The organism is Nostoc sp. WHI (assembly GCF_015714725.1).
Lineage (GTDB): Bacteria > Cyanobacteriota > Cyanobacteriia > Cyanobacteriales > Nostocaceae > Nostoc.
In genome coordinates, this window is record NZ_WBKM01000111.1 from 1 (window position 1) to 19528 (window position 19528).

At 41.2% G+C, this 19528-nt stretch carries 19 protein-coding genes and 1 pseudogene; 12 read left to right on the plus strand and 8 right to left on the minus strand.

Features of this window, described 5'->3' with window-relative positions; translation table 11 throughout:
- Positions 1–108 precede the first annotated feature (108 nt).
- Positions 109–1446 carry a MurT ligase domain-containing protein gene (locus F8S12_RS11170; RefSeq protein WP_196516364.1) on the minus strand — a complete coding sequence of 446 codons (1338 nt, stop codon included), beginning with the start codon at positions 1444–1446 and terminating at the stop codon, positions 109–111.
- Positions 1447–1727: 281 nt separating this feature from the next.
- On the opposite strand from F8S12_RS11170, the gene F8S12_RS11175 reads away from it, so the two are divergent.
- The 4 genes from F8S12_RS11175 to F8S12_RS11190 all read left to right on the plus strand — a co-directional run bounded on the left by F8S12_RS11175 (position 1728) and on the right by F8S12_RS11190 (position 4543).
- The gene (locus F8S12_RS11175) at positions 1728–2315 is read left to right on the plus strand and encodes a thylakoid membrane photosystem I accumulation factor (RefSeq protein WP_196516365.1); all 588 of its coding nucleotides are present in this window, start codon (positions 1728–1730) and stop codon (positions 2313–2315) included.
- 184 nt (positions 2316–2499) lie between these two features.
- Positions 2500–3108: a hypothetical protein gene (locus F8S12_RS11180; RefSeq protein ID WP_196516366.1), complete on the plus strand. Its 609-nt coding sequence runs from the start codon at positions 2500–2502 to the stop codon at positions 3106–3108.
- A gap of 97 nt (positions 3109–3205) precedes the next feature.
- Positions 3206–3700 (plus strand): GNAT family N-acetyltransferase, encoded by a 495-nt coding sequence (locus tag F8S12_RS11185; RefSeq protein ID WP_196516367.1) that lies wholly within the window; start codon positions 3206–3208, stop codon positions 3698–3700.
- Positions 3701–3898: 198 nt separating this feature from the next.
- Positions 3899–4543 (plus strand): TetR/AcrR family transcriptional regulator, encoded by a 645-nt coding sequence (locus F8S12_RS11190; RefSeq protein WP_196516368.1) that lies wholly within the window; start codon positions 3899–3901, stop codon positions 4541–4543.
- A gap of 518 nt (positions 4544–5061) precedes the next feature.
- Here the strand turns inward: F8S12_RS11190 and F8S12_RS11195 are convergent.
- Positions 5062–5841, minus strand: a complete 780-nt coding sequence (locus F8S12_RS11195) for a class II glutamine amidotransferase (RefSeq protein WP_196516369.1) — start codon at positions 5839–5841, stop codon at positions 5062–5064.
- A gap of 39 nt (positions 5842–5880) precedes the next feature.
- Complete coding sequence (locus F8S12_RS40510; protein ID WP_230967947.1) at positions 5881–6033, minus strand: hypothetical protein; 153 nt, start codon at positions 6031–6033, stop codon at positions 5881–5883.
- Between the two features lie 75 nt (positions 6034–6108).
- On the opposite strand from F8S12_RS40510, the gene F8S12_RS11200 reads away from it, so the two are divergent.
- On the plus strand, positions 6109–7233 hold the full coding sequence (locus tag F8S12_RS11200) for a site-2 protease family protein (RefSeq protein WP_196516370.1): 1125 nt from the start codon (positions 6109–6111) through the stop codon (positions 7231–7233).
- Between the two features lie 326 nt (positions 7234–7559).
- On the opposite strand, the gene chlP is transcribed toward F8S12_RS11200, so the two are convergent.
- Together chlP and F8S12_RS11210 are read right to left on the minus strand one after the other, a co-directional pair.
- Positions 7560–8780, minus strand: a complete 1221-nt coding sequence (chlP, locus tag F8S12_RS11205) for a geranylgeranyl reductase (RefSeq protein WP_196516371.1) — start codon at positions 8778–8780, stop codon at positions 7560–7562.
- A gap of 163 nt (positions 8781–8943) precedes the next feature.
- Positions 8944–9267 carry a hypothetical protein gene (locus tag F8S12_RS11210; protein ID WP_196516372.1) on the minus strand — a complete coding sequence of 108 codons (324 nt, stop codon included), beginning with the start codon at positions 9265–9267 and terminating at the stop codon, positions 8944–8946.
- 193 nt (positions 9268–9460) lie between these two features.
- Between F8S12_RS11210 and F8S12_RS11215 the strand changes: the two genes are divergently transcribed.
- Together F8S12_RS11215 and F8S12_RS11220 are read left to right on the plus strand one after the other, a co-directional pair.
- Positions 9461–9673, plus strand: a complete 213-nt coding sequence (locus tag F8S12_RS11215) for a hypothetical protein (RefSeq protein WP_196516373.1) — start codon at positions 9461–9463, stop codon at positions 9671–9673.
- Entirely contained in the window at positions 9673–10089 is a 417-nt protein-coding gene (locus F8S12_RS11220; protein ID WP_196516374.1) for a putative toxin-antitoxin system toxin component, PIN family, read from the plus strand. The genes F8S12_RS11215 and F8S12_RS11220 overlap by 1 nt, the downstream gene beginning before the upstream one ends.
- A gap of 108 nt (positions 10090–10197) precedes the next feature.
- On the opposite strand, the gene F8S12_RS11225 is transcribed toward F8S12_RS11220, so the two are convergent.
- The gene (locus F8S12_RS11225) at positions 10198–10422 is read right to left on the minus strand and encodes a hypothetical protein (protein ID WP_196516375.1); all 225 of its coding nucleotides are present in this window, start codon (positions 10420–10422) and stop codon (positions 10198–10200) included.
- 939 nt (positions 10423–11361) lie between these two features.
- On the opposite strand from F8S12_RS11225, the gene F8S12_RS11230 reads away from it, so the two are divergent.
- Complete coding sequence (locus tag F8S12_RS11230; protein ID WP_196516376.1) at positions 11362–12378, plus strand: sulfate/molybdate ABC transporter ATP-binding protein; 1017 nt, start codon at positions 11362–11364, stop codon at positions 12376–12378.
- 208 nt (positions 12379–12586) lie between these two features.
- Here the strand turns inward: F8S12_RS11230 and F8S12_RS11235 are convergent, their stop codons facing one another.
- Both F8S12_RS11235 and F8S12_RS11240 read right to left on the minus strand, forming a co-directional pair.
- Entirely contained in the window at positions 12587–14245 is a 1659-nt protein-coding gene (locus F8S12_RS11235; protein ID WP_196516377.1) for an alpha-amylase family glycosyl hydrolase, read from the minus strand.
- 629 nt (positions 14246–14874) lie between these two features.
- Positions 14875–15030: a hypothetical protein gene (locus tag F8S12_RS11240; RefSeq protein WP_196516383.1), complete on the minus strand. Its 156-nt coding sequence runs from the start codon at positions 15028–15030 to the stop codon at positions 14875–14877.
- 37 nt (positions 15031–15067) lie between these two features.
- Here F8S12_RS11240 and F8S12_RS11245 point away from each other — a divergent pair.
- From F8S12_RS11245 to F8S12_RS11255, 4 genes and pseudogenes are all read left to right on the plus strand, one after another.
- Positions 15068–15742 (plus strand): annotated as a pseudogene (locus F8S12_RS11245) (RNA-guided endonuclease InsQ/TnpB family protein); the annotation flags it as partial.
- A gap of 172 nt (positions 15743–15914) precedes the next feature.
- A complete protein-coding gene (locus tag F8S12_RS41625; protein ID WP_269144804.1) occupies positions 15915–16037 on the plus strand; it encodes a hypothetical protein in 123 nt (40 codons plus the stop codon).
- A 24-nt stretch (positions 16038–16061) separates the two neighbouring features.
- Entirely contained in the window at positions 16062–18173 is a 2112-nt protein-coding gene (locus tag F8S12_RS11250) for an AMP-binding protein (RefSeq protein WP_196516378.1), read from the plus strand.
- Positions 18174–18188: 15 nt separating this feature from the next.
- Complete coding sequence (locus F8S12_RS11255; RefSeq protein ID WP_196516379.1) at positions 18189–19475, plus strand: cytochrome P450; 1287 nt, start codon at positions 18189–18191, stop codon at positions 19473–19475.
- Positions 19476–19528: the final 53 nt, after the last annotated feature.

Here is a 19528-nt window from a genome sequence, read left to right on the forward strand (position 1 = left end):
GGGAGTGGGGAGTGGGGAGTGGGGGTAGAAGAATTAATAACCAATGACAAATGACCAATAACCAATGACAAATGACAAATGACCAATGACAAATGACCAATGACCAATTTAAAGAATTTTCCGACCTGTGAGAATTTCTCGCACTTCTAGCATGGCTGAATAGGTTGGTAGAATGTGCAAAGTTTCATTGTCTGGTGTATGCTCCAATGCAGTAGCGATCGCATTTTGCAAATTTTCTTCGACAATTAAATTTAAGTTATTCTGAGGCGACTTTTCGCTGTAACGTAGACGTAGAGCTAGATCATAGACGCGATCGCCACTTACTACTAAGGTTCCGCCTCGTTCGACTAATTTCTCCGTATCCACGTCCCAAATCCAGGATACATCAGTACCATCAGGTGTGCGATCGTTCAATACTAGTAGTGTAGTTTTATCTGTGCTTTCAGTAACTACGCGAATGGTTTCATTTGTTCCTACAGGATTTTTTGATAACAAAATCCGCACCCGTTTACCATTAATTACTAAATCTTCAGCACGACCAAAAGCAGCTTGGAAGTTGTTAATACTATCTCTAATTGTTGTTTCATCAACTCCTAACTCAATAGCCGCAGTAGCAGCAGCCAAAGTATTGTATTTGTTGTACAAACCAACAAGAATTTGCGACCATTCACTACTTTCGAGCGTCGGTTTACTTTTATTAAAACCACACTTAGGACAAGTGAAATCTCCCAAATGAGATAAATAAACGCCTTTGTAATCTAAAGAATGCCCACATCTGGGACAATAAATAGAATCGACAGCGTGAGGCATTGCTTCCAGATAATGTTCTGGTTCATTCAAGCCAAAGAATAACACTCGTTGGGGTAACTGCTGACCAAGGTTAGATAAAGTTGGATCATCAGCATTAGGAATTACCACCGTTTCTGCTGGTAGGGTAGAAATAACTTTTGTCCAACGCTTGCTAATTGTATCTACTTCCCCGTACCTATCGAGTTGATCACGGAACAAGTTTAAACAAAGAATGATTCGCGGCTGGAGCGGCTTTAACACTTTCGGTACAATATTTTCATCTACTTCCAAAATGGCGTAATCAACATCTAACGTGCCTAATAAGTTGGTGCTTTCCAACAGCGCCGTCATCAAGCCATTTTCTAGATTTGCACCTGTGGAGTTATGAGCGATGCGATAACCCTTGCGTTCTAGTATGGTGCATAAAAGCAGCGCTGTAGTGGTTTTGCCATTAGTACCAGCAATTAAAATTACCCCGTTTTTAACTTGCTGACTTAATAATTCTAAAATTCGGGGTTCGATGCGACGAGCAATGGAGCCTGGTAATACACTAGCAGCACCCAGATGGAGCGATCGCACAATAAACGTAACGCTCTTTGCCACTGATACCGCCAAACCTAGTCGCAGTCTATCTATAAATTGTATTTTGTTTCCCACATCTGTACCCTAGTCTTCTAAATAGTTGCAAATTTAATCTTGTGAGTTTAGCGAATCCTAGCGCAAAAAGCCAGTCATACGAATTTTGGATTGTTGAGTCTTACAGTTGCGCTACTTTACTTCTGTTTTGACTTCCGCATAGCGATACAAGCCGCTTGCAAGAGATAATCTCAGTAGGCGTTATCTTAAAAAATAGTGCACGGGCGTAATTATATATCCAGCCCAGTTTGCCGAATTCAGTACAAACTCACGACAAGTAGTAGCTTGCAAGGTTCTTTTTGATGAATAGCACAAAGTTTCTTTTTTTACATAAACAAATTGCTGGCTGGCTAAGATTGCTGTCCAAATGCGTGTTATTGCTTGCAAGTGTTTTCATTATAAGTATGCAACCTGCTTATGCTGGTCTTGATAATGATTTATCCGATGGCAATATCTTTGTGGTTTATGCTGGCAATGGTTCATTGGTTCCTGCCAAAGAAACACTTACACAGTCTTTAGCGGAACATAAACCCATATTTTTAGCTTTTTATGTGGATGACAGCAGCGATTCCAAAAGATATGCCATTTCAATTTCACGAGTACAGGAATTCTATGGTCGGATAGTAGAGATTATCCCGATTAATGTAGATACTATCCTGCCCAAAGAGACTTATGACTCCACAGAACCAGGATATTACTATTCTGGGGGTGTTCCTCAAGTTGTGGTGTTTAATCAATCAGGTCAAGTAGTTTTGAATAAGAAGGGTCAAGTACCTTTTGAAGAAATAGACGATGAATTTCGCAAAATGTTGGATTTATTACCACGTATTGAAACAACGCAGTTAAAGCGGCGAGCCTTCAATGAATTCAGTAGTGAGTTAGCTAGGTAACTTATCGGGTAGACCAAATTGGTCTGCCCTAATTTTTAGTGATATCTGCTACTACATTTGTTAGTATCCCAAAGGATAATATTTAAATATCTGTATTAACAATTTAGGAAATTAATCTATTAGTCTATAGTCCGTAACAAATACCCAATGTCCAATGTCCAATGACTAAATAGAGTGTATTCTAATGTCAAAGGTTTACACCACCCAGGAGCTAATTCAAATTTTGGCAGCCGAACGCCAAGCTTGCCTCAAGGGGAAACGCCTGAAATTAGAAGTAACAGTCTTTGGCAATCCGATGATTGACCAGTTTATTAAAACTGATGGACTGCAACAGTTTACCGCCTATCAAGATTTTAAAACTGCCATTCACGATTATCAGAGAGAAAATCAAGTTTCAGGTATTATCTGGCGAGAGATGATAGTCAAAGGTAAAAGCTTGCACTATCCCGAAGTAGATAATGAGTTAATTGCGATCGCTACTGACTTAGAGATATTAAAAGCAGCTAAAAATTCCATCTTGGAATTCTGGTATGAAGTCACTAGAGAAATGGACTTGTATTTGAGTTTTAATAATAGTAAACAACACCAACAGATTCTAACACCCGATGTAGAAAGAATTGCTCAAATAACAGAATGGGCAAGTTTGTGGAAATGGGAAAATTCTAGCTTTTTGGAAATAATTTTGCAGCTAGGATGGGGTAAACCAGAAGAGGCTTATTATAAACGAGGAAGACCGCGATCGGGTAGTGAGTATATTCATGCGGTTAATCCGGGAAATCGTCCTATTGGTTGATGTGTGGGCAACTAAAATTTTTTATAACTAAAACTGATATCCTTATACCAGAAAGTCAAACAGGCATATAAATAATCTGAATGCTAGCCCTGAACCTATGAGCGCTAATGAAATATCTCTTCGACCTGCCGAGGAAACAGATGCGTGGGTGCTGAGTGCAATTCATATTGCTGCTATCAAAGCTCTGCCTGCAACTTTCTACACCCAAGAAGAACTTTTAGCTTGGCGTAATTACCACGACAAACCTGATGGTTCAAATATCTTGAAGAGTATGAAAGTGGAAAATTTCTGGGTTGCGATCAAGCAAGATGTTGTTATCGGTTTTGCTAGTTTCATTGTTGATGAACTCATCGGACTATATGTCCATCCCAAACATCAAGGTAAAGGAATCGGACGTGTTCTAGTTCAACATTTCTGTAATGAAGCAACTGATAAAGGTGTAGATAAGGTAATTACAACTGCTAGCCTTTATGCTGAAGGTTTTTATTTGCAACTAGGATTTACTGCCATCAAAAAAGCACCTCATTATTTAAGAAATGGGGTAATTGTTTCAGTTATTAAGATGAGTAAAAAATTAGGGACTTTAAATTAAAAAAATCTCCAAATACATCTGCTCTACTGATGACTACTAGGATGGCGATACCTTCTCTACAAGACGCTACGCGAACGGTGAGCTACGCTAACGCAATAATATCTACAAGTTAATGATAAGTTTAATAACTCCCTTTTTCCTAAGTTGCGATAACTTTTTCTACACAATCTATGATGTAGTGAGTACTTGCCAGCACAAATGAATAAAACCATCCGTTCATCAACTCTCACCCGTACACGTTTGATAGCAGCAGCCTCACAGATATTTGCCAGTTTAGGTGTTCAAGGAGCAACTACCCGTGAAATAGCTCGTGTTGCTGGTGTGAATGAGGTGACTTTATTTCGCCACTTTGCTAGCAAAGAACAACTTCTGGGAGCAGTAATCGAAAATGCCTCAGTACTCCAGACAGAAGCCCTTGCACACCCTGAAGCATGGACTCAGGATCTAAAAATTGATTTAAGACATTATGCCCGTCTTTATAATACTATGCTAGAGGCACAGGAAGACTTAATTCGTACCTTCATTGGAGAAGCTAAACGTCATCCAGAAGAAGCCAAACAAGTGATTCAAGAAGCTGCCAAGCTCTTAGGAGAACAACTGGTAGCTTACCTGCAATCGAGTCAGAAACTAGGCACCGTCAGAGCAGACCTTGAGCCATTTCCAGCAGTCGATATGTTTAAAGGGATGCTGTTAGCTGGAATGCTATGCCGCAGTGCAAAATTCAATCAAGGCAGCTATACCTGTGAGGACTATATCGAAACCTGTGTAGATATTTTTGTGCGCGGTATCAGTACTACTTCCTTCTCAGTTGTCAATGCGTCTGTAAGGTATGAGCTAGATTAGAAAATCACTGTACATGGGCTGAACTTTAGCGATCGCTAATGATATCAAGTTCGGCAAATCACTTACGATATGTCATTGCGAATGCAACGAAGTGAAATGTTCGCGCAGCGTCTCTAAGAGTTGCAATCGCAAGGTTTTAGGATTGCCGCGCGACCCTCGCAATGACATAAGTATTAAGCCGAACATGATATGAGAGGTAAAGTATTATGTCTAATAAGCTTGAGATATTGTGAAAATTTGATAGCACAGTGTCTAACTTTAGAATTAAATATAAGGATATAAAGTTTCATCCTCTCGCAGAGATTAAAAATAAGCTATTACGAGTTATTTATAACTTTTTTAAATATTTTTAGGAAACATGTTTATTTTAATCATAGGTAATTTTCAAGATGAGATTCACAGCAGTCATACTGAAGGAGAGCGATCGCTCGTCACAAAAGCAATTTTCTATCTCTAATGTCTTCTGCCATCAATCCATCCCAAACAAGTAGTGCACCAACATGAGCAACTACTTATGATTAATTGAACGCATATTTCAGGGGCAATCCGTCCTGAAATACTAGCAATTCTCCCGGTGGAATTTGTGTCCAAACTTCGTTGTCAGTAAGGGGAGTGGTAGCAATTACGGCGACGCGATCGCGTTCAGTAGTCACCTCTCGAAAATCTACGGTCATGTCTTGGTCAATCAAATGGGCAGCCGTAAAGGGCGCTTGGCGGACAATGTAGCTAAGTTTAGTTGAGCAATAAGCAAAAAAGTGTTCTCCATTTGATAATAAATAATTAAATATACCTGATTTTGCAATTACATCAGTAATTTCTAGCAGCACAGGGTACAATTCCTTCATGCTAGGCTTACCCTGAGGAAAATGCGATCGCAATGTTTCTAGCATCATGCAGAATGCTTTTTCACTATCGGTATCACCCACAGCTTGATAAAAGCCTAAATTTTCCGGATCAAAATTTGCTAAATTACCGTTGTGAGCAAACACCCAATACTGACCCCACAATTCTCTACGGAAAGGATGGCAGTTGTGTAGGGCAACTTCGCCCTGTGTGGCTTTACGGATATGGGCTATGACATGGGTCGAGTGGATGGGATAATTCCGCACCAACTCTGCTACCGGGGAAGCAACAGAAGGTTGGGAATCTAAAAACATCCGGCATCCCTTGCCTTCAAAGAAAGCAATGCCCCAACCATCGCTATGATCATCCGTTTTTCCTCCCCGTGCAGAAAATCCTTCAAAAGAAAAGCAAATATCCGTTGGAACATTGCAATTCATTCCGAGCAATTGACACATGGATCTTGCATCTCTCAATTTTTAACTAACGCCTCAGGATTAAGATACTTCAAATTGCTGCATTGATTCTGGAGCGATCGCTTCAATTTGGTAATTTAAAGCTGTCCTGAAGAAGAACAGTATGAATTGTTGGTAACCGCACCTTTGCGGACGGACACCACTACTGCTACAAAGATTAAAGCCCCTTAACATTTCGTTACGCTAAGGATATCGAGAGCGAGGAAAGCAAACCTAACCTCTCGAAGCTGAAATCAAAGGTGAACGAGCATGAATGGCACAATTCGCGTTGGTAATCTCTTCGGAATTCCCTTCTATATCCATCCGTCGTGGTTTTTAGTTCTGGGCTTGGTAACTTGGAGCTATAGCAGTGGATTGGCGCTGCAATTTCCCCAATTATCTGCGGGATTAGCTTTGCTACTAGGATTGATGACAGCGCTGATGTTGTTTGCCTCTGTCGTTGCCCATGAATTAGGCCACAGTTTCGTTGCTATTCATCAGGGAATTGATGTCAAATCCATCACACTGTTTATATTTGGCGGATTAGCTAGCTTAGAAAAAGAGTCGAAAACCCCAGGTGAGGCTTTCTGGGTAGCGATCGCTGGGCCAATAGTTAGCTTACTACTGTGCGGTATCGTTACAGCCATTGGTTTTACGACTGCTACATCAAGTCCACTAACTGCAATTCTCGGTGTTCTGGCTTCTGTTAACTTAGCATTAGCGCTGTTCAACCTGATTCCCGGCTTACCCTTAGATGGCGGAAATATACTTAAAGCCCTTGTTTGGAAGATTACAGGCAATCCTTATAAAGGTGTGACTTTTGCCAGTCGAGTAGGACAAATTTTTGGCTGGGTAGCAATTCTTTCAGGAATACTTCCTCTACTATTATTTGGCAGCTTTGGTAACATCTGGAACTTGTTAATTGGCTTCTTTTTGTTACAAAATGCTGGTAATGCGGCTCAATTTGCCAGAGTTCAAGAAAAGCTTACAGGTTTGACGGCTGAGGATGCTGTAACTCTTGATAGCCCGATTGTATCTGCTAATCTGACCCTGAGAGAGTTTGCTGATGAGCGGGTTGTGAGTGGACAAGACTGGCATCGGTTCTTAGTGGTTGATAATGAAGGACAATTAGTAGGTGCAATTGCTGTTGATAATTTGCGAACCATCCCCACAGCATTATGGTCAGAAACTCAAATAAAAGACGTGATGCGATCGATTACAGAATTTACCACAGTCCAATCCGATCAACCTCTACTAGAAGTTATACAGTTACTCGAACAACAAAAGTTATCTGCGCTTCCAGTGATTCGTGACAACGGCGTTTTAGTTGGAATTTTAGAAAAAGCTGCAATTATCCAACTACTTCAAAGGCGAACTCAAGCTAACCTTGCATAATTGTCTCAAAAAACGGCGTTGCTGATTTAGAGAATTTGTTTGATATCCAAATCCCAATACGGTTCGGATAAAATTCGATCCCCCCAACCCCCCTTAAAAAGTGGGGCTAAGAATGGCTCTATTTCCCCCTTTTTAAGGGGGACTAAGGGGGATCATTAAGGACTGTGCACTTTAACCGAACCGTATTGATCCAAATCCTTTTTAATTAATCCAGACAATTAGAGATTTCAAACAAATAATTATCAAATTTTGTGGGGTAGGTAGCGTTCGATTGAGCGCTGCCTACCCCACAAGAAGTTATTGAGTGTTTTTTATTTAGAAGTCCCTTAAGGTGCTAGAGCATTACCCCGAATTAAACTACCAAGAGTTTTGGCAGTAATTTTCAGTTGGGTGATGGGATTAGCTGGGACAACCGTTTTATACAAATAGCTATCAAATGTTAGCCGTTGTACATCGAGGTCATCGCACATTTCCACAAACGCTTCGCGGGTGGCGTTAGAACGATAGAATACACTTTGCAGAATGTCCAGCACTTTGTAAGTGAGTCCGTATCTTTTATCCCAACGCTTTAGATAAACCTTGAGGTCATTTTCGGTAGGAATACGGCTACCACTGTTAGACATTTCTACAATGGTTTCGGCACACATCCGCCCAGATTTAGCGGCAAAATAAATACCTTCACCAGAGGACTTGGTAACGTAACCAGCAGCATCTCCCACCAAAGCGATGCGACCGACAACACGACGGGGACGGGGATGTTCAGGAATGGGGTGGGCTTCTACTTTGATGATTTTACCGCCTGCCAGTTTCTCAGAGGCACGAGCGCGGATACCCGCTTGTAACTGTTTGATGCTGGCTTTATTGATGTGCATTGTGCCTGTACCGACAGCTACGTGGTCATGTTTGGGGAAAACCCAAGCGTAGAAGTCAGTAGAAACGTCATCACCGACATACATTTCGGCGAGGTCGTTATAGTAGGCCATTTTGTCTTCGGGTAAGCGAATCCGCTCTTGGAAGGCGATCGCATAATTATAATCCCCAGCATCCATTTCTTTGGCAACGCGGGAATTAGCCCCATCTGCACCAATGATTAGATCCACTTTCAGGGTTTTAGCAATCCCCTGTGCACCACCTTCTGTATGGTCAACGTAATGGATGGTATAGGGGTCAGTATTATTTCCTGGTATATCAAGTTTATGAACAGTGGCATTAATTAAATTTGCGCCGACTTTTGCCGCGCGATCGCGCAAAAAGCCATCTAGCACTTCCCGGCGGCACATTCCTATATATTCATCTTCGTTTACCAGATTGATATCAACCTCGCGATTGGAAGGCGAAATCATTTTCATCTTCCGTACCCGGCGATCGATAATCTCTGGTGGTAAGTCAAACTCACCCACCATACACAAAGGAATTGCACCCCCACAAGGCTTGGCATTGTCTAACTTCCGCTCAAACAGGTAGGTTTCAATCCCAGAGGCAGCCAGTGTTTCAGCAGCAGATGAACCAGCAGGGCCTGACCCAATAACAGCAACCCTTAGTGTCAAAGGTCTTTCTCCCAATCTTCACATTTACCGAGAGCATATTATCACGGTCTTTCGGGTGATTTAACGCTTTGCTTTCAGGTTTCTCCTGAAATGCAATATTCCTTAATGTTTCGATACAAAAAGCCAGATGGAGAATCTAACCCCTTCTTAAGGTAGACATGGTTTAAATAGCGATCGCATCGCAATGGCTAGACAGTTCCGCCCATACCCAGGGTAAATGTGTCAATAAATAACTTAATCTTCTCGGATACGCGATCGATAGTTGTTTATCGACAATCTCACTAAAGCCAGACAAATCGCCCTGTTTTATTTTTTGCAAGGTTCTTAAACATTGCTCTTTATCTATTTTTAGGTCTTTATCTTCACTTGATTCTTGATTTATCTCGCTGTTAATTCCTAGCCTAAAGTAGTGAATTAGTTCATATAGTGCTTGTAGTTTGGATTCAGGAATATATTGTAGTTTGTTAATGATGTCATCTTTAATCATGATGAAATACCTAGTTTGGTTGTGGACGTGAGGCAAATTCACCGCCATGTAGTTCGGGGTCAGACTAATTACGAATTATTTTAAGCACTTAGTCTTATCTATTTCTAAATTTTAATCTTCAGTAAATTGCTTTCTGATTATTCAAAGTCCAAATATATGATAAATTAGTTTTAGCGTAATTTAGAGGTAAGTTATGGAAACTATTAGCATTGAGGTTGATTCAGAAGTTGCTAGGGCATATCAAAAGGCTAATTTAATAGAACGCCAAAAAATGCAAATTATTCTCAATGGATTGCTTAAACAAATTATGAATAATCGCTCTTTAGAGGAAATTATTAAAGAGATGCAGGGACAAGCTCAAACAAATGGCTTAACTCAAGAAATTCTAGATAAGATTATTGAGTGATGCTCCCTAAGTCTAGATTTGTCATAGACACAAATACATTAGTCAGTAGTATTCTTATTGCTTCATCTATAACTGACTATGCCGTAAGATTGATTAGACAATCAGGGCTTATTCTTGCTTCTGTTGAAACTCTTGAAGAACTGAGAGAGGTTTTGAGTCGTTCCAAATTTGATAAATATGTAGACTCAGCTATTCGTTCAGAATTTATTGCTCAATTTATTCAGCAATCAGAACTCATCAACATTCAAGAATCTGTTTTAGCTTGTCGAGATCCTAAAGATGATAAATTTCTAGAGTTAGCAGTTAATGGTAAAGCTGACTATCTGATAACGGGTGATCGCGATTTATTAGTTTTACATCCTTTTAGGAATATTCAGATTATTAATCCGTCTGACTTTCTCGCAAGTTATCAATGACTCCAACTCAATTTAGGAGACAGTATCTCGCAAATTGGAAATGTTAAGTAAAACTGCCGCATATTGCGTTGAAGCATACCAATGATGATATTTGTATCTAATAAATACTTAATCCCATTCATTGCGTAATGCTGTTTGTAACTTTAACGGATCTTGATTTTTGAAAGTTGGAAATTCAGGTAAATCATTAAATAGCTCAATTAACAATTGAGATGATTGTTTTTGTCGTTCTAACAACATTTTTTCAACAGCATTTTGAACAAATAGCTGCATATTAGGCATTTCTAAAAGTTGTTTGCCTAATTCATCAGGTAACTCGATCGCAATTTGCATAACTTTATCTTTCTTCAAAAAGGCGGCTCAATCCCTAACTCATCGCAGAATGACGCGATCTTAACATCCGTCACCTGACTTTGCTGTGCAATCACTCAACACAGAATATAGTGATGGCGCTTGTATATTTAACTGAAATTCATATTTAATCAGCAAAAAGGCTGATAGCTTTGTCAAAACTTCATATTTAATAAGCAAGAGCTACTTCGACTTAAGCAAGAGCTACTTTGACTTAAGCAAAAGCTTGTTTGACTTACTCATTTTGGTGTTTTTCACAAGTAAAAGCTGTGATGACTTAAGCAAAACCTCATTTGACTCACTCATTTTGGTGTTTTCCGCAAGTAAAAGCTGTGATGACTTAAGCAAAACCTCATTTGACTTAAGCAAAAGCTTATTTGACTTACTAAATTGGCTTGTTTGCTTGCTTATCTAAGTAATTCACGCATTCGTTTCCCTGATTTTACTATGTAAAACCTTCCCTCGCTGAATCAGCTACGGTGTACACACAAGTCGAAAAACCTCACCCTCGCTTTACCCAAGGGTAAATCTTTCCCTCTCCTTAGTAAGGAGAGGGAGAGGTTTTGCGTAGCAGAACCAGGGTGAGGTTTTTCCAGATTTTTGGGTAATTCAATGACTTGTGTTGTATTGAAGGGTAAGTCCCTTTTGAGCCAAACATAATGTTACACTGCAAAGAATCTAAGTGAGATTTTTGTGCAGAGCAGTAATGCGATCGCTATTTTTTTTCCTTCATCACAAGCCGCGCTCTTTGAATCATCCTTACAGTCCTTGGGAAACAAGTTAGGGAATTTCTTCAACTCCAAGTCGCGGTAATTGCAATAGCAAAATCTTGTTTATCTCAAAGTAACGATGTATGGTACATTTTAAGACACAGTAATCCTAGCAAGAAACTGTAGATTTAATTGCAGAGGTATAGCGGCAGTGGGTATAATAGTTGAGAATATTTCTAAACAATTCGGTAGTTTTAAGGCAGTTGATCAGGTCAGCCTGGAAATTAAGAGTGGTTCGCTAGTTGCGTTACTCGGTCCATCGGGTTCAGGTAAATCTACGCTACTACGTTTAATTTCAGGTTTAGAAATGCCAGATAGCGGTAAAATCCTGCTTACGGGTAAGGATGCCACTGATCAAAGCGTACAACAGCGGAATATTGGGTTTGTGTTTCAGCACTATGCCCTATTCAAGCATCTAACTGTCAAGCAGAATATTGCCTTTGGCTTAGAAATTCGCAAGGCACTGCCCAAGAAAATTAAAGGGCGGGTAGAACAGTTACTAGAATTGGTGCAATTGACTGGACTAGGCGATCGCTATCCATCACAACTTTCTGGTGGTCAAAGACAACGGGTAGCATTAGCAAGGGCACTGGCAGTAGAACCCGAAGTTTTATTGCTAGATGAACCCTTTGGCGCACTCGATGCTAAAGTCCGCAAAGACTTACGGGCATGGTTACGCCGCCTCCATGATGAAGTTCATGTTACCACGGTTTTCGTTACCCACGACCAAGAAGAAGCAATGGAAGTCTCCGATGAAGTTGTGGTTATGAATAAAGGGCGTATCGAACAGGTGGGGACACCAGCAGACATTTACGATAATCCTGCCACGGCATTTGTAATGAGCTTTATTGGCCCGGTAAATATATTGCCCAGCACCTCGAAAATTTTTCAAAGTAGCGGGTTCGATGCGCCACATCCACAAGTATTTTTGCGTCCGCAAGATGTAATTTTTGAAAAGGTTGCTAACGGTGCTACTACGGCTGCTACAGTAAGCCGATTGGTACATTTAGGTTGGGAAATTCAGGTAGAATTAACTTTTGATGATGGGCAAGTGGTGATGGCACACATGACACGCGATCGCTTTAATGACTTGGAGTTAGAACCACAACAACGGGTGTATGTGAAGCCAAAGGATGCAAAATCCTTTCCAGTGTCTTATTCAATTTAGACTTTTGCCAATTTACCAAGAGTCAAAACCCCTACTTAATCGCTGTGTAATTCAGCTATTAGCTAGAGGTTTTATGGTAAAAAAGCTCACAAAGTGCTGAAATTTATGGAACTTAGGACTTTGTGAGCAAATGACTAAAGCCGATCCTAGTAATCTGACATAGCAACAGTGAGAATTGATTACAAATCAACAGTAATGTATTTCTTGATTACTGCCATACAAACACTTTGGCTTCGTATGGCCCCAAGTCTGTTAGAATGCCATCGTCACCAGCTTCTACATCATAATTGCCTGTCCACTCATGCCATTGACCACCGCTAGGAAAATTAGGAACATGATAGCCAGCTAGGAAGTTTTCTGAGAAATTGGCTACCACAACTACACGAGAACCTTCTTCATTCCAACGAGTATAAGCTAATACTTTTGTCTCAGGATTTTCGTGAATGAAATCAATATTTTCTGTGTAGAGAGCATGATTATTTTTACGCAGGTTGGTTAAACCTTTGTATGAATCAAATAAACTACGATTTAGATCATTGCCTAATAGCGTCCAATCGATTTTGGATGATTCAGGTTGTTTAGGTTTGTACTCGCCAAATTCCTCTCCCATCCAAATCAAAGGTACACCAACAGCAGTCATTAAGATAGCTACTCCTAATTTAGCCCGTCTGAAGGCTTCTTCATTAAAAATCTCACGGTTCCCCAATTCAACCATCACATGGTTATGGTCATGGTTGGTGAGGTAATTTATGACATTGGTGGCACCCAAGAAGCCTTGGCGTTTGCAATCAATAACATCTTTTAGACGCTCTAAATCAAACGTATCGCCGCAAATATGTTCTAAAATGCAGTGATAGAAACTGTCATGCCAGCAACCATCCATTGGCCCATCTACATTGGTAATGCTGGTAGTTTCAGGGATGTGTTCGGCAATGTTGTAAAAAGGCTTTGCGCCAGCACTTTTTTTAGCTTCCTGAACAATCCAGTGCATGAAGTCGTAGTTAGCAATTTGCCGTGCCGCATCATAGCGAATACCATCAAGATGATATTCTTGAATCCAAAAACGGATTGTATCACCAATAAATTTCCGTGCTGGGAAAATATCTAACTTTTCGTCATAATGCTCATAATTAAACTCAGGGCCCCAGTTATTATCAGGGTCACGAGGTTCGTGATGATACCAATAATCATGGTCAATTTGTGTTAATGGACTGGATGCTTCTGAGTGGTTATAAATCCCGTCAATAATTACACGAATGCCTCTGCCATGACACTCATCAACCAAATTTTTCAACCCAGCAGTAGTACCATAACTGGATTCGGTTGCAAAAAAGTGGCGGGGGTTATAACCCCAACTATAATCACCAGGATACTCTTTAAGTGGCATCAACTCAATAGCATTAATTCCCAATTCACATAGATAATCTAACTTTTCAATAACGTGTTTGTACTTGCCTCGTGCATAAGGGTCATCTTCACCACCAGAAAAGTCACCGACGTGCAATTCATAAATTACCAATTCGCGATCGGCTGGTAAAGGTTTATCATCATGTTGCCAGACATAAGTATCGGTAACTCTTTCCCCATCTTTTACCTGAATAACACCGTTATCTTTTCCACTCAGTTCATCAATATCAGTTGCATAAGGATCTGTGACATCAACCCACTGTTCTGGTTCAAAAAACCATGAATTTGACTGAACACGGAATTTGTATTTATGAACGCCATCTTCTATTTCAACAGATGTGCGAAAATAACCATCATCGCCTTTTTCCATTTGAATTTCCTGCCAATCAGAAAAAGAACCAATTAATGCGGCTCCTTTGTTGTAGGGGGCAAATAAATTAAATTCGATTGGCTTAGTCATAGAAGTGTTTGTAATATCAAGGGCTGATAGAAGTATTCTCTGATGAGAAATTAAATTTGCAAATCGCTCTAGAGAAAGAATTACATCATTAATGCTTCTATCTTCATAAAAATTTTATAAAACTTAACACTTTTTTGAGCAATCATACTATTTTTTGAATAAACATGAATTGCCCCTACGAAAGATATGGGTTTTCCAAGTACGCGTATTTTAGTTTTCTTGTCAATGCGTAAGTCCTAGCTTCGCTCTTAATGACTTAAAAATGTGGTACATGCTATGTAACCCTAAATTACGCATCAAGTAGACAGGTGAGAATTTTTCTCAACCCTCTACTCTTGTATGTATCTAAAACTTACGTACTATACAAATTAACCATCATGTATATTACACAAAATGGCCGTTTCAGTCGCTGATCACAACCCTGATTTGCTCGCATATTTATGTTATGTATGGCTCAAAAGCCCAAACTCGGTATAGTGCGTAAGTCCTAGAAGCGATCGCCATCCTATTTTATACGAAAGTCTGGCTGAAAACCCTTGAGGAACAGGCGCAGTGCGCCGTATTCCGCACTTCTCCCAAGGGGAGACGCAAGCGCGAACAGGCAAGGGATGAAAGCCGACTGGAGGTGTTTACGCCTCAGTGATGTTCTGGTTTTTTGGTTCCGGTAAAGAATCTATCCATTCATCTACGAGACTGCTGATAGTCCTATCTATCTGCGTAAATAGTATTACCAATTTATAGTAGCGCTTGTCAGTTAGTCGAACATTTAATCTTTTATTCTTCATTACGTCCCCCATTGTCTTCACAAATATGTTACCATAAATTGATGTTGAAGCTTCAGATATTCAACCATTGACAGGTAATGAAATTGGTTTGGATGTTGGAATTGAGAGTTTTTACACTGATTCTAACGGATATCAAGAATCCAACCCAAAGTTTTTGAGAAAGGCTGAAAAATCAGTCAAACACGCTCAAAGACGCATTTACAAAAAGAAAAAAGGTTCATTAGGAAGAAAGAAAACTAGAGGCATATTTGCCAGAAAGCACTTGCGAATAAGTAGGCAGCGGAATGAACACGCCAAGAGACTGGCGCGTAACGTGTGCAAGTCTAACGACTTGGTAGCCTATGAAGACTTGCAAGTGCGTAACTTACTCAGAAACCATTGTTTGGCTAAGTCAATTGCTGATGCTAGCTGGTATTTGTTTCGACAATGGATTGAGTATTTTGCTGGTAAATTTGGTAAGCTAGCGGTTGCTGTAGCACCACATTACACATCACAAAAATGTAGTAGTTGTGGTGTAATTGTGAAAAAATCTCTATCAACTCGTACCCATGCTTGTAGCTGTGGATGTAATTTACATAGAGATGAAAATGCAGCGATTAACATTTTAAACCTTGCAAAACAAGCTAGGGACGGGCAGTCCCGAAGTAACGCTGTAGGAGTTGGAATCTCTACGCTAGTTGGCGAAAGCCTGCTAGAGCAAATTCTGACGTAGATTACAGAATCCCCGTACCTTTAGGTCGGGGAGTGTCAATTGTTAAATTTCTGTTGCAAAAACTGCTTTTAGTCGGAAAAATACCGGATTGTTAAATTCATTACTTATAAGGTATTCTCTATTGCAGTCGGTCTTTGGTTTATTTATTTTTTTTGAACAAATAATTTATATTTTGACTGAAGCAGTCGAAAAAGATTTTTACAATGCTTACACAACAACTATTTATAAATTACCTTTGCGTCCCCTAACCCTTGGCTGGACTACGAGATTTGGTGAAGAAACTCGACAACTTTAGCTTTCAGTACAGAGGGATTATACAGTGGAGAATTTTTTAGAGTATTTCCCAAATAGTTTGGCTAAGTGTTCAACTTTAGTGGAACTGTTGCGCTATCGAAGTCTACACCAGACAGAGCAAGCGGTCTATACCTTTTTTCAAGATAAGGACACAGAAGCGGAGCGGCTGACCTATGAAGAATTAGATCAAAAAGCCCGGGCGATCGCTGCATCTATTCAGTCTATAGTAGCCAAAGGCTCTAGAGCAATGCTGGTCTATCCGCCAGGTCTAGACTACATTGCCGCGTTCTTTGGGTGTTTGTATGCTTCTGTTGTGGCAGTTCCAGCTTATCCACCCAAACGCCATCAGAATATTTCCCGGCTCCAGACAATTGTTGCCGATGCCCAGGCGACGATAGCGTTGACTACGACAGCAGAGTTAGGCAAGATGGAGAGTCAAATTGCCCAGAATCCAGAATTGGCAGCTTTGCAATGGTTGCCTAGCGATCGCATCGCCAGTAATTTAGCATCACATTGGCAGGAACCGATTTTGTCTGGAAGCAATCTAGCTTTTCTCCAGTACACTTCGGGTTCTACGGGAACTCCCAAGGGAGTGATGGTTAGTCATGAAAATTTGCTACACAATTTAAAGCTGATTCAACAGTGTTTTGAGCATACACCTAACAGCCGAGGTGTTATTTGGTTGCCGCCTTATCATGATATGGGGCTGATTGGTGGGATTTTGCAGCCCCTTTATGCGGGTTTTCCGGTGATGCTGATGTCACCAGTGGCTTTTCTCCAGAAACCCTTACGTTGGTTAGAGGCGATTTCTCGTTATCAGGCGACTACTAGTGGCGGGCCGAACTTTGCTTATGACCTCGCCTGTGGCCAGATAACTCCCGAACAACGGGCGACTCTGGATTTGAGTAGTTGGGATTTAGCTTTCACTGGGGCTGAACCGATTCGCGCCGAGACTTTAGAACGTTTTGCTCGGACTTTCGCTGATTGTGGTTTCCGCCGAGAGGCATTTTACCCCTGCTACGGCATGGCTGAGGCAACTTTAATTATATCTGGTGGTTTGAAAGCAGAATTGCCCCGGATTTATCAAGTTGAAAAAACCGAACTAGAGCAAAATCGGGTAGTAGTTACTGATGTTGAGGGCGATAACTGTCAGGTGATCGTAGGCTGCGGTCGGAGTTGGTTAGACCAAAAAATTGCGATCGCTAACCCCGAATCCTTAACCCAATGTTCTGAAGGCGAAGTGGGAGAAATTTGGGTATCAAGCCCTTCTGTAGCTAGCGGCTATTGGCAACAACCACAGAAAACTGAAGAAACTTTTCGAGCTTATTTAGCAGATATCGACACCGGGCCATTTCTGCGTACAGGAGACTTGGGATTTTTGCAGTCCGGCGAGTTGTTCGTTACTGGAAGGCTGAAAGATTTAATTATTATTCGGGGGCGCAACCATTATCCTCAAGACATTGAACAGACAGTAACTCAGAGCCATCCAGCCCTGCGTCTCAGTTGTGGGGCAGCGTTTTCCGTAGAGGTAGACGGCATTGAGCAATTGGCGATCGCTTGTGAGGTAGAGCGAAATTACCTGCGCCAATTGGATGTAAAATCAGTGGTTGCAGCTATCCGCCAGGCAGTGTCGGCAGATCACGAAATTCAAGTTTACGCTGTGGTGTTATTGAAGACAGCCAGCATTCCTAAAACTTCTAGCGGTAAAATTAAGCGTCATGCCTGTCAGGTTGGTTTTTTGGCTGGAAGTCTGGATGTTGTTGGTCATTGGACTATCAACCCCCAGGAAATAGACATAGGCCAATTGTCGGATCAGCTACCAAATGACAAAAACAGTTTTGCAACTAGTCACCAAACTTTAACACCAACTTCCACGCCAGAAGAAATAGAAAATTGGCTGATCTCCTATCTCGTCCTATACCTGAAAGTGCCAGGGAATGAGATAAATATTAGTGAGCCATTTGCTAAGTATGGGATGGATTCGTCGGTAGCCGTTAGCGCCACAGGTGAATTGGCTCAATATTTGGGCTTGGAACTTGAACCCACCCTTTTCTGGGAATACCCCAGCATCAAAGCAGTTGCTCAGTACTTAGCAGAAGAATGCAATCATTTGCAATTACAGGGTGTAGATGCCTAAGGGAGAGATTTGAATATGGAGTCAATTGGGAATCCAAACCAAGAAACTGTCAATCTTGAGAACACCAACAAATCAGGGTCAGCACAGGCATTTAAGTTCAATCCTTTTAATCTTGAATTTCGCACCAATCCCTATCCAGCCTATCACCGCCTCCGCTCCTGGGAACCCGTACATCAACACTTTTTTGGCTCGTGGGGACTGACCCGCTACGCCGATATTAAGGCAGTTTTGCGCGATTCTCGTTTTCGCAGTGATAACCTACCCGAACGGCTGAGAAATAAGAATCAGTATCTCGAACACCAGAATCAAAATCTTAACGCTCTGGTACGCGGTACTAGCACATGGTTATTATCTCTAGAACCACCCGATCACACCAGACTCCGAAAGTTAGTTGGCAAAGCCTTTTCTCCCGGAGTGGTGGAACGTCTGCGTCCCCAAACTCAAGAAATTGTGGATGATTTAATTGACAAAGTTCAGCAAAGGGGGAGCATGGATATTATTTCTGAGCTTGCACGCCCCCTACCTGTACGTGTGATCTCCACAATGCTAGGGATACCAGAGGAAATTCAAGGCCAAGTGTATGAGTGGGCAAATGACCTTTCTGGCATACTTGACCCATTAAATTCTCTGGAAACTTTGGTTTATATGAATCAGGTGATTCAGAAGTTTTCCGATTGCTTTGGCGAATTGATTGCAGAACGGGAAAAGCAACCACAACCAGACTTGATTAGTGCGCTGATTGCTGCTAGAGACGAAGGCGATAAACTCAGCAATGACGAACTGTTGACGGTTTGTATGTTGCTGTTTGCCACTGGGGAAGAAACCACAGTCAATCTAATTGGGAATGGGATGTTAGCATTGCTACATCACCCATCAGAAATGGAATTACTGAAACGGGAACCGACGATGATCGCTAACGCTGTGGAAGAATTGCTGCGCTACGATAGCCCTATTCAAAGAATTGCCCGGATAGCACTGGAAGATTTGGAAATTGATGGTCATAAAATTACTGCGGGTGAGCAGGTTGTGCTTTATCTGGGAGCAGCTAATCGTGACCCGGCTCAATTTCCTGATTGCGATCGCCTCGTGCTTAACCGAAGTGATAACTGTCACTTGGCTTTTGCTGATGGGATTCACCATTGTTTGGGCGCTGCACTAGCACGAGTTGAGGGTCAAATTGCTATTAATACTCTGATTCGACGATTACCGGATTTGAGGGTAGGGACAGAGATGTTGGAGTGGAGGAAGAATATTGCTTTGAGGGGGTTGAAGGCTCTGGGGGTGGTGTTTGGTGGGAATTGAGGGGGGAGTTTTAACGCAAAGGGGCGCAAAGGGAAGCGCAAAGGGACGCAGAG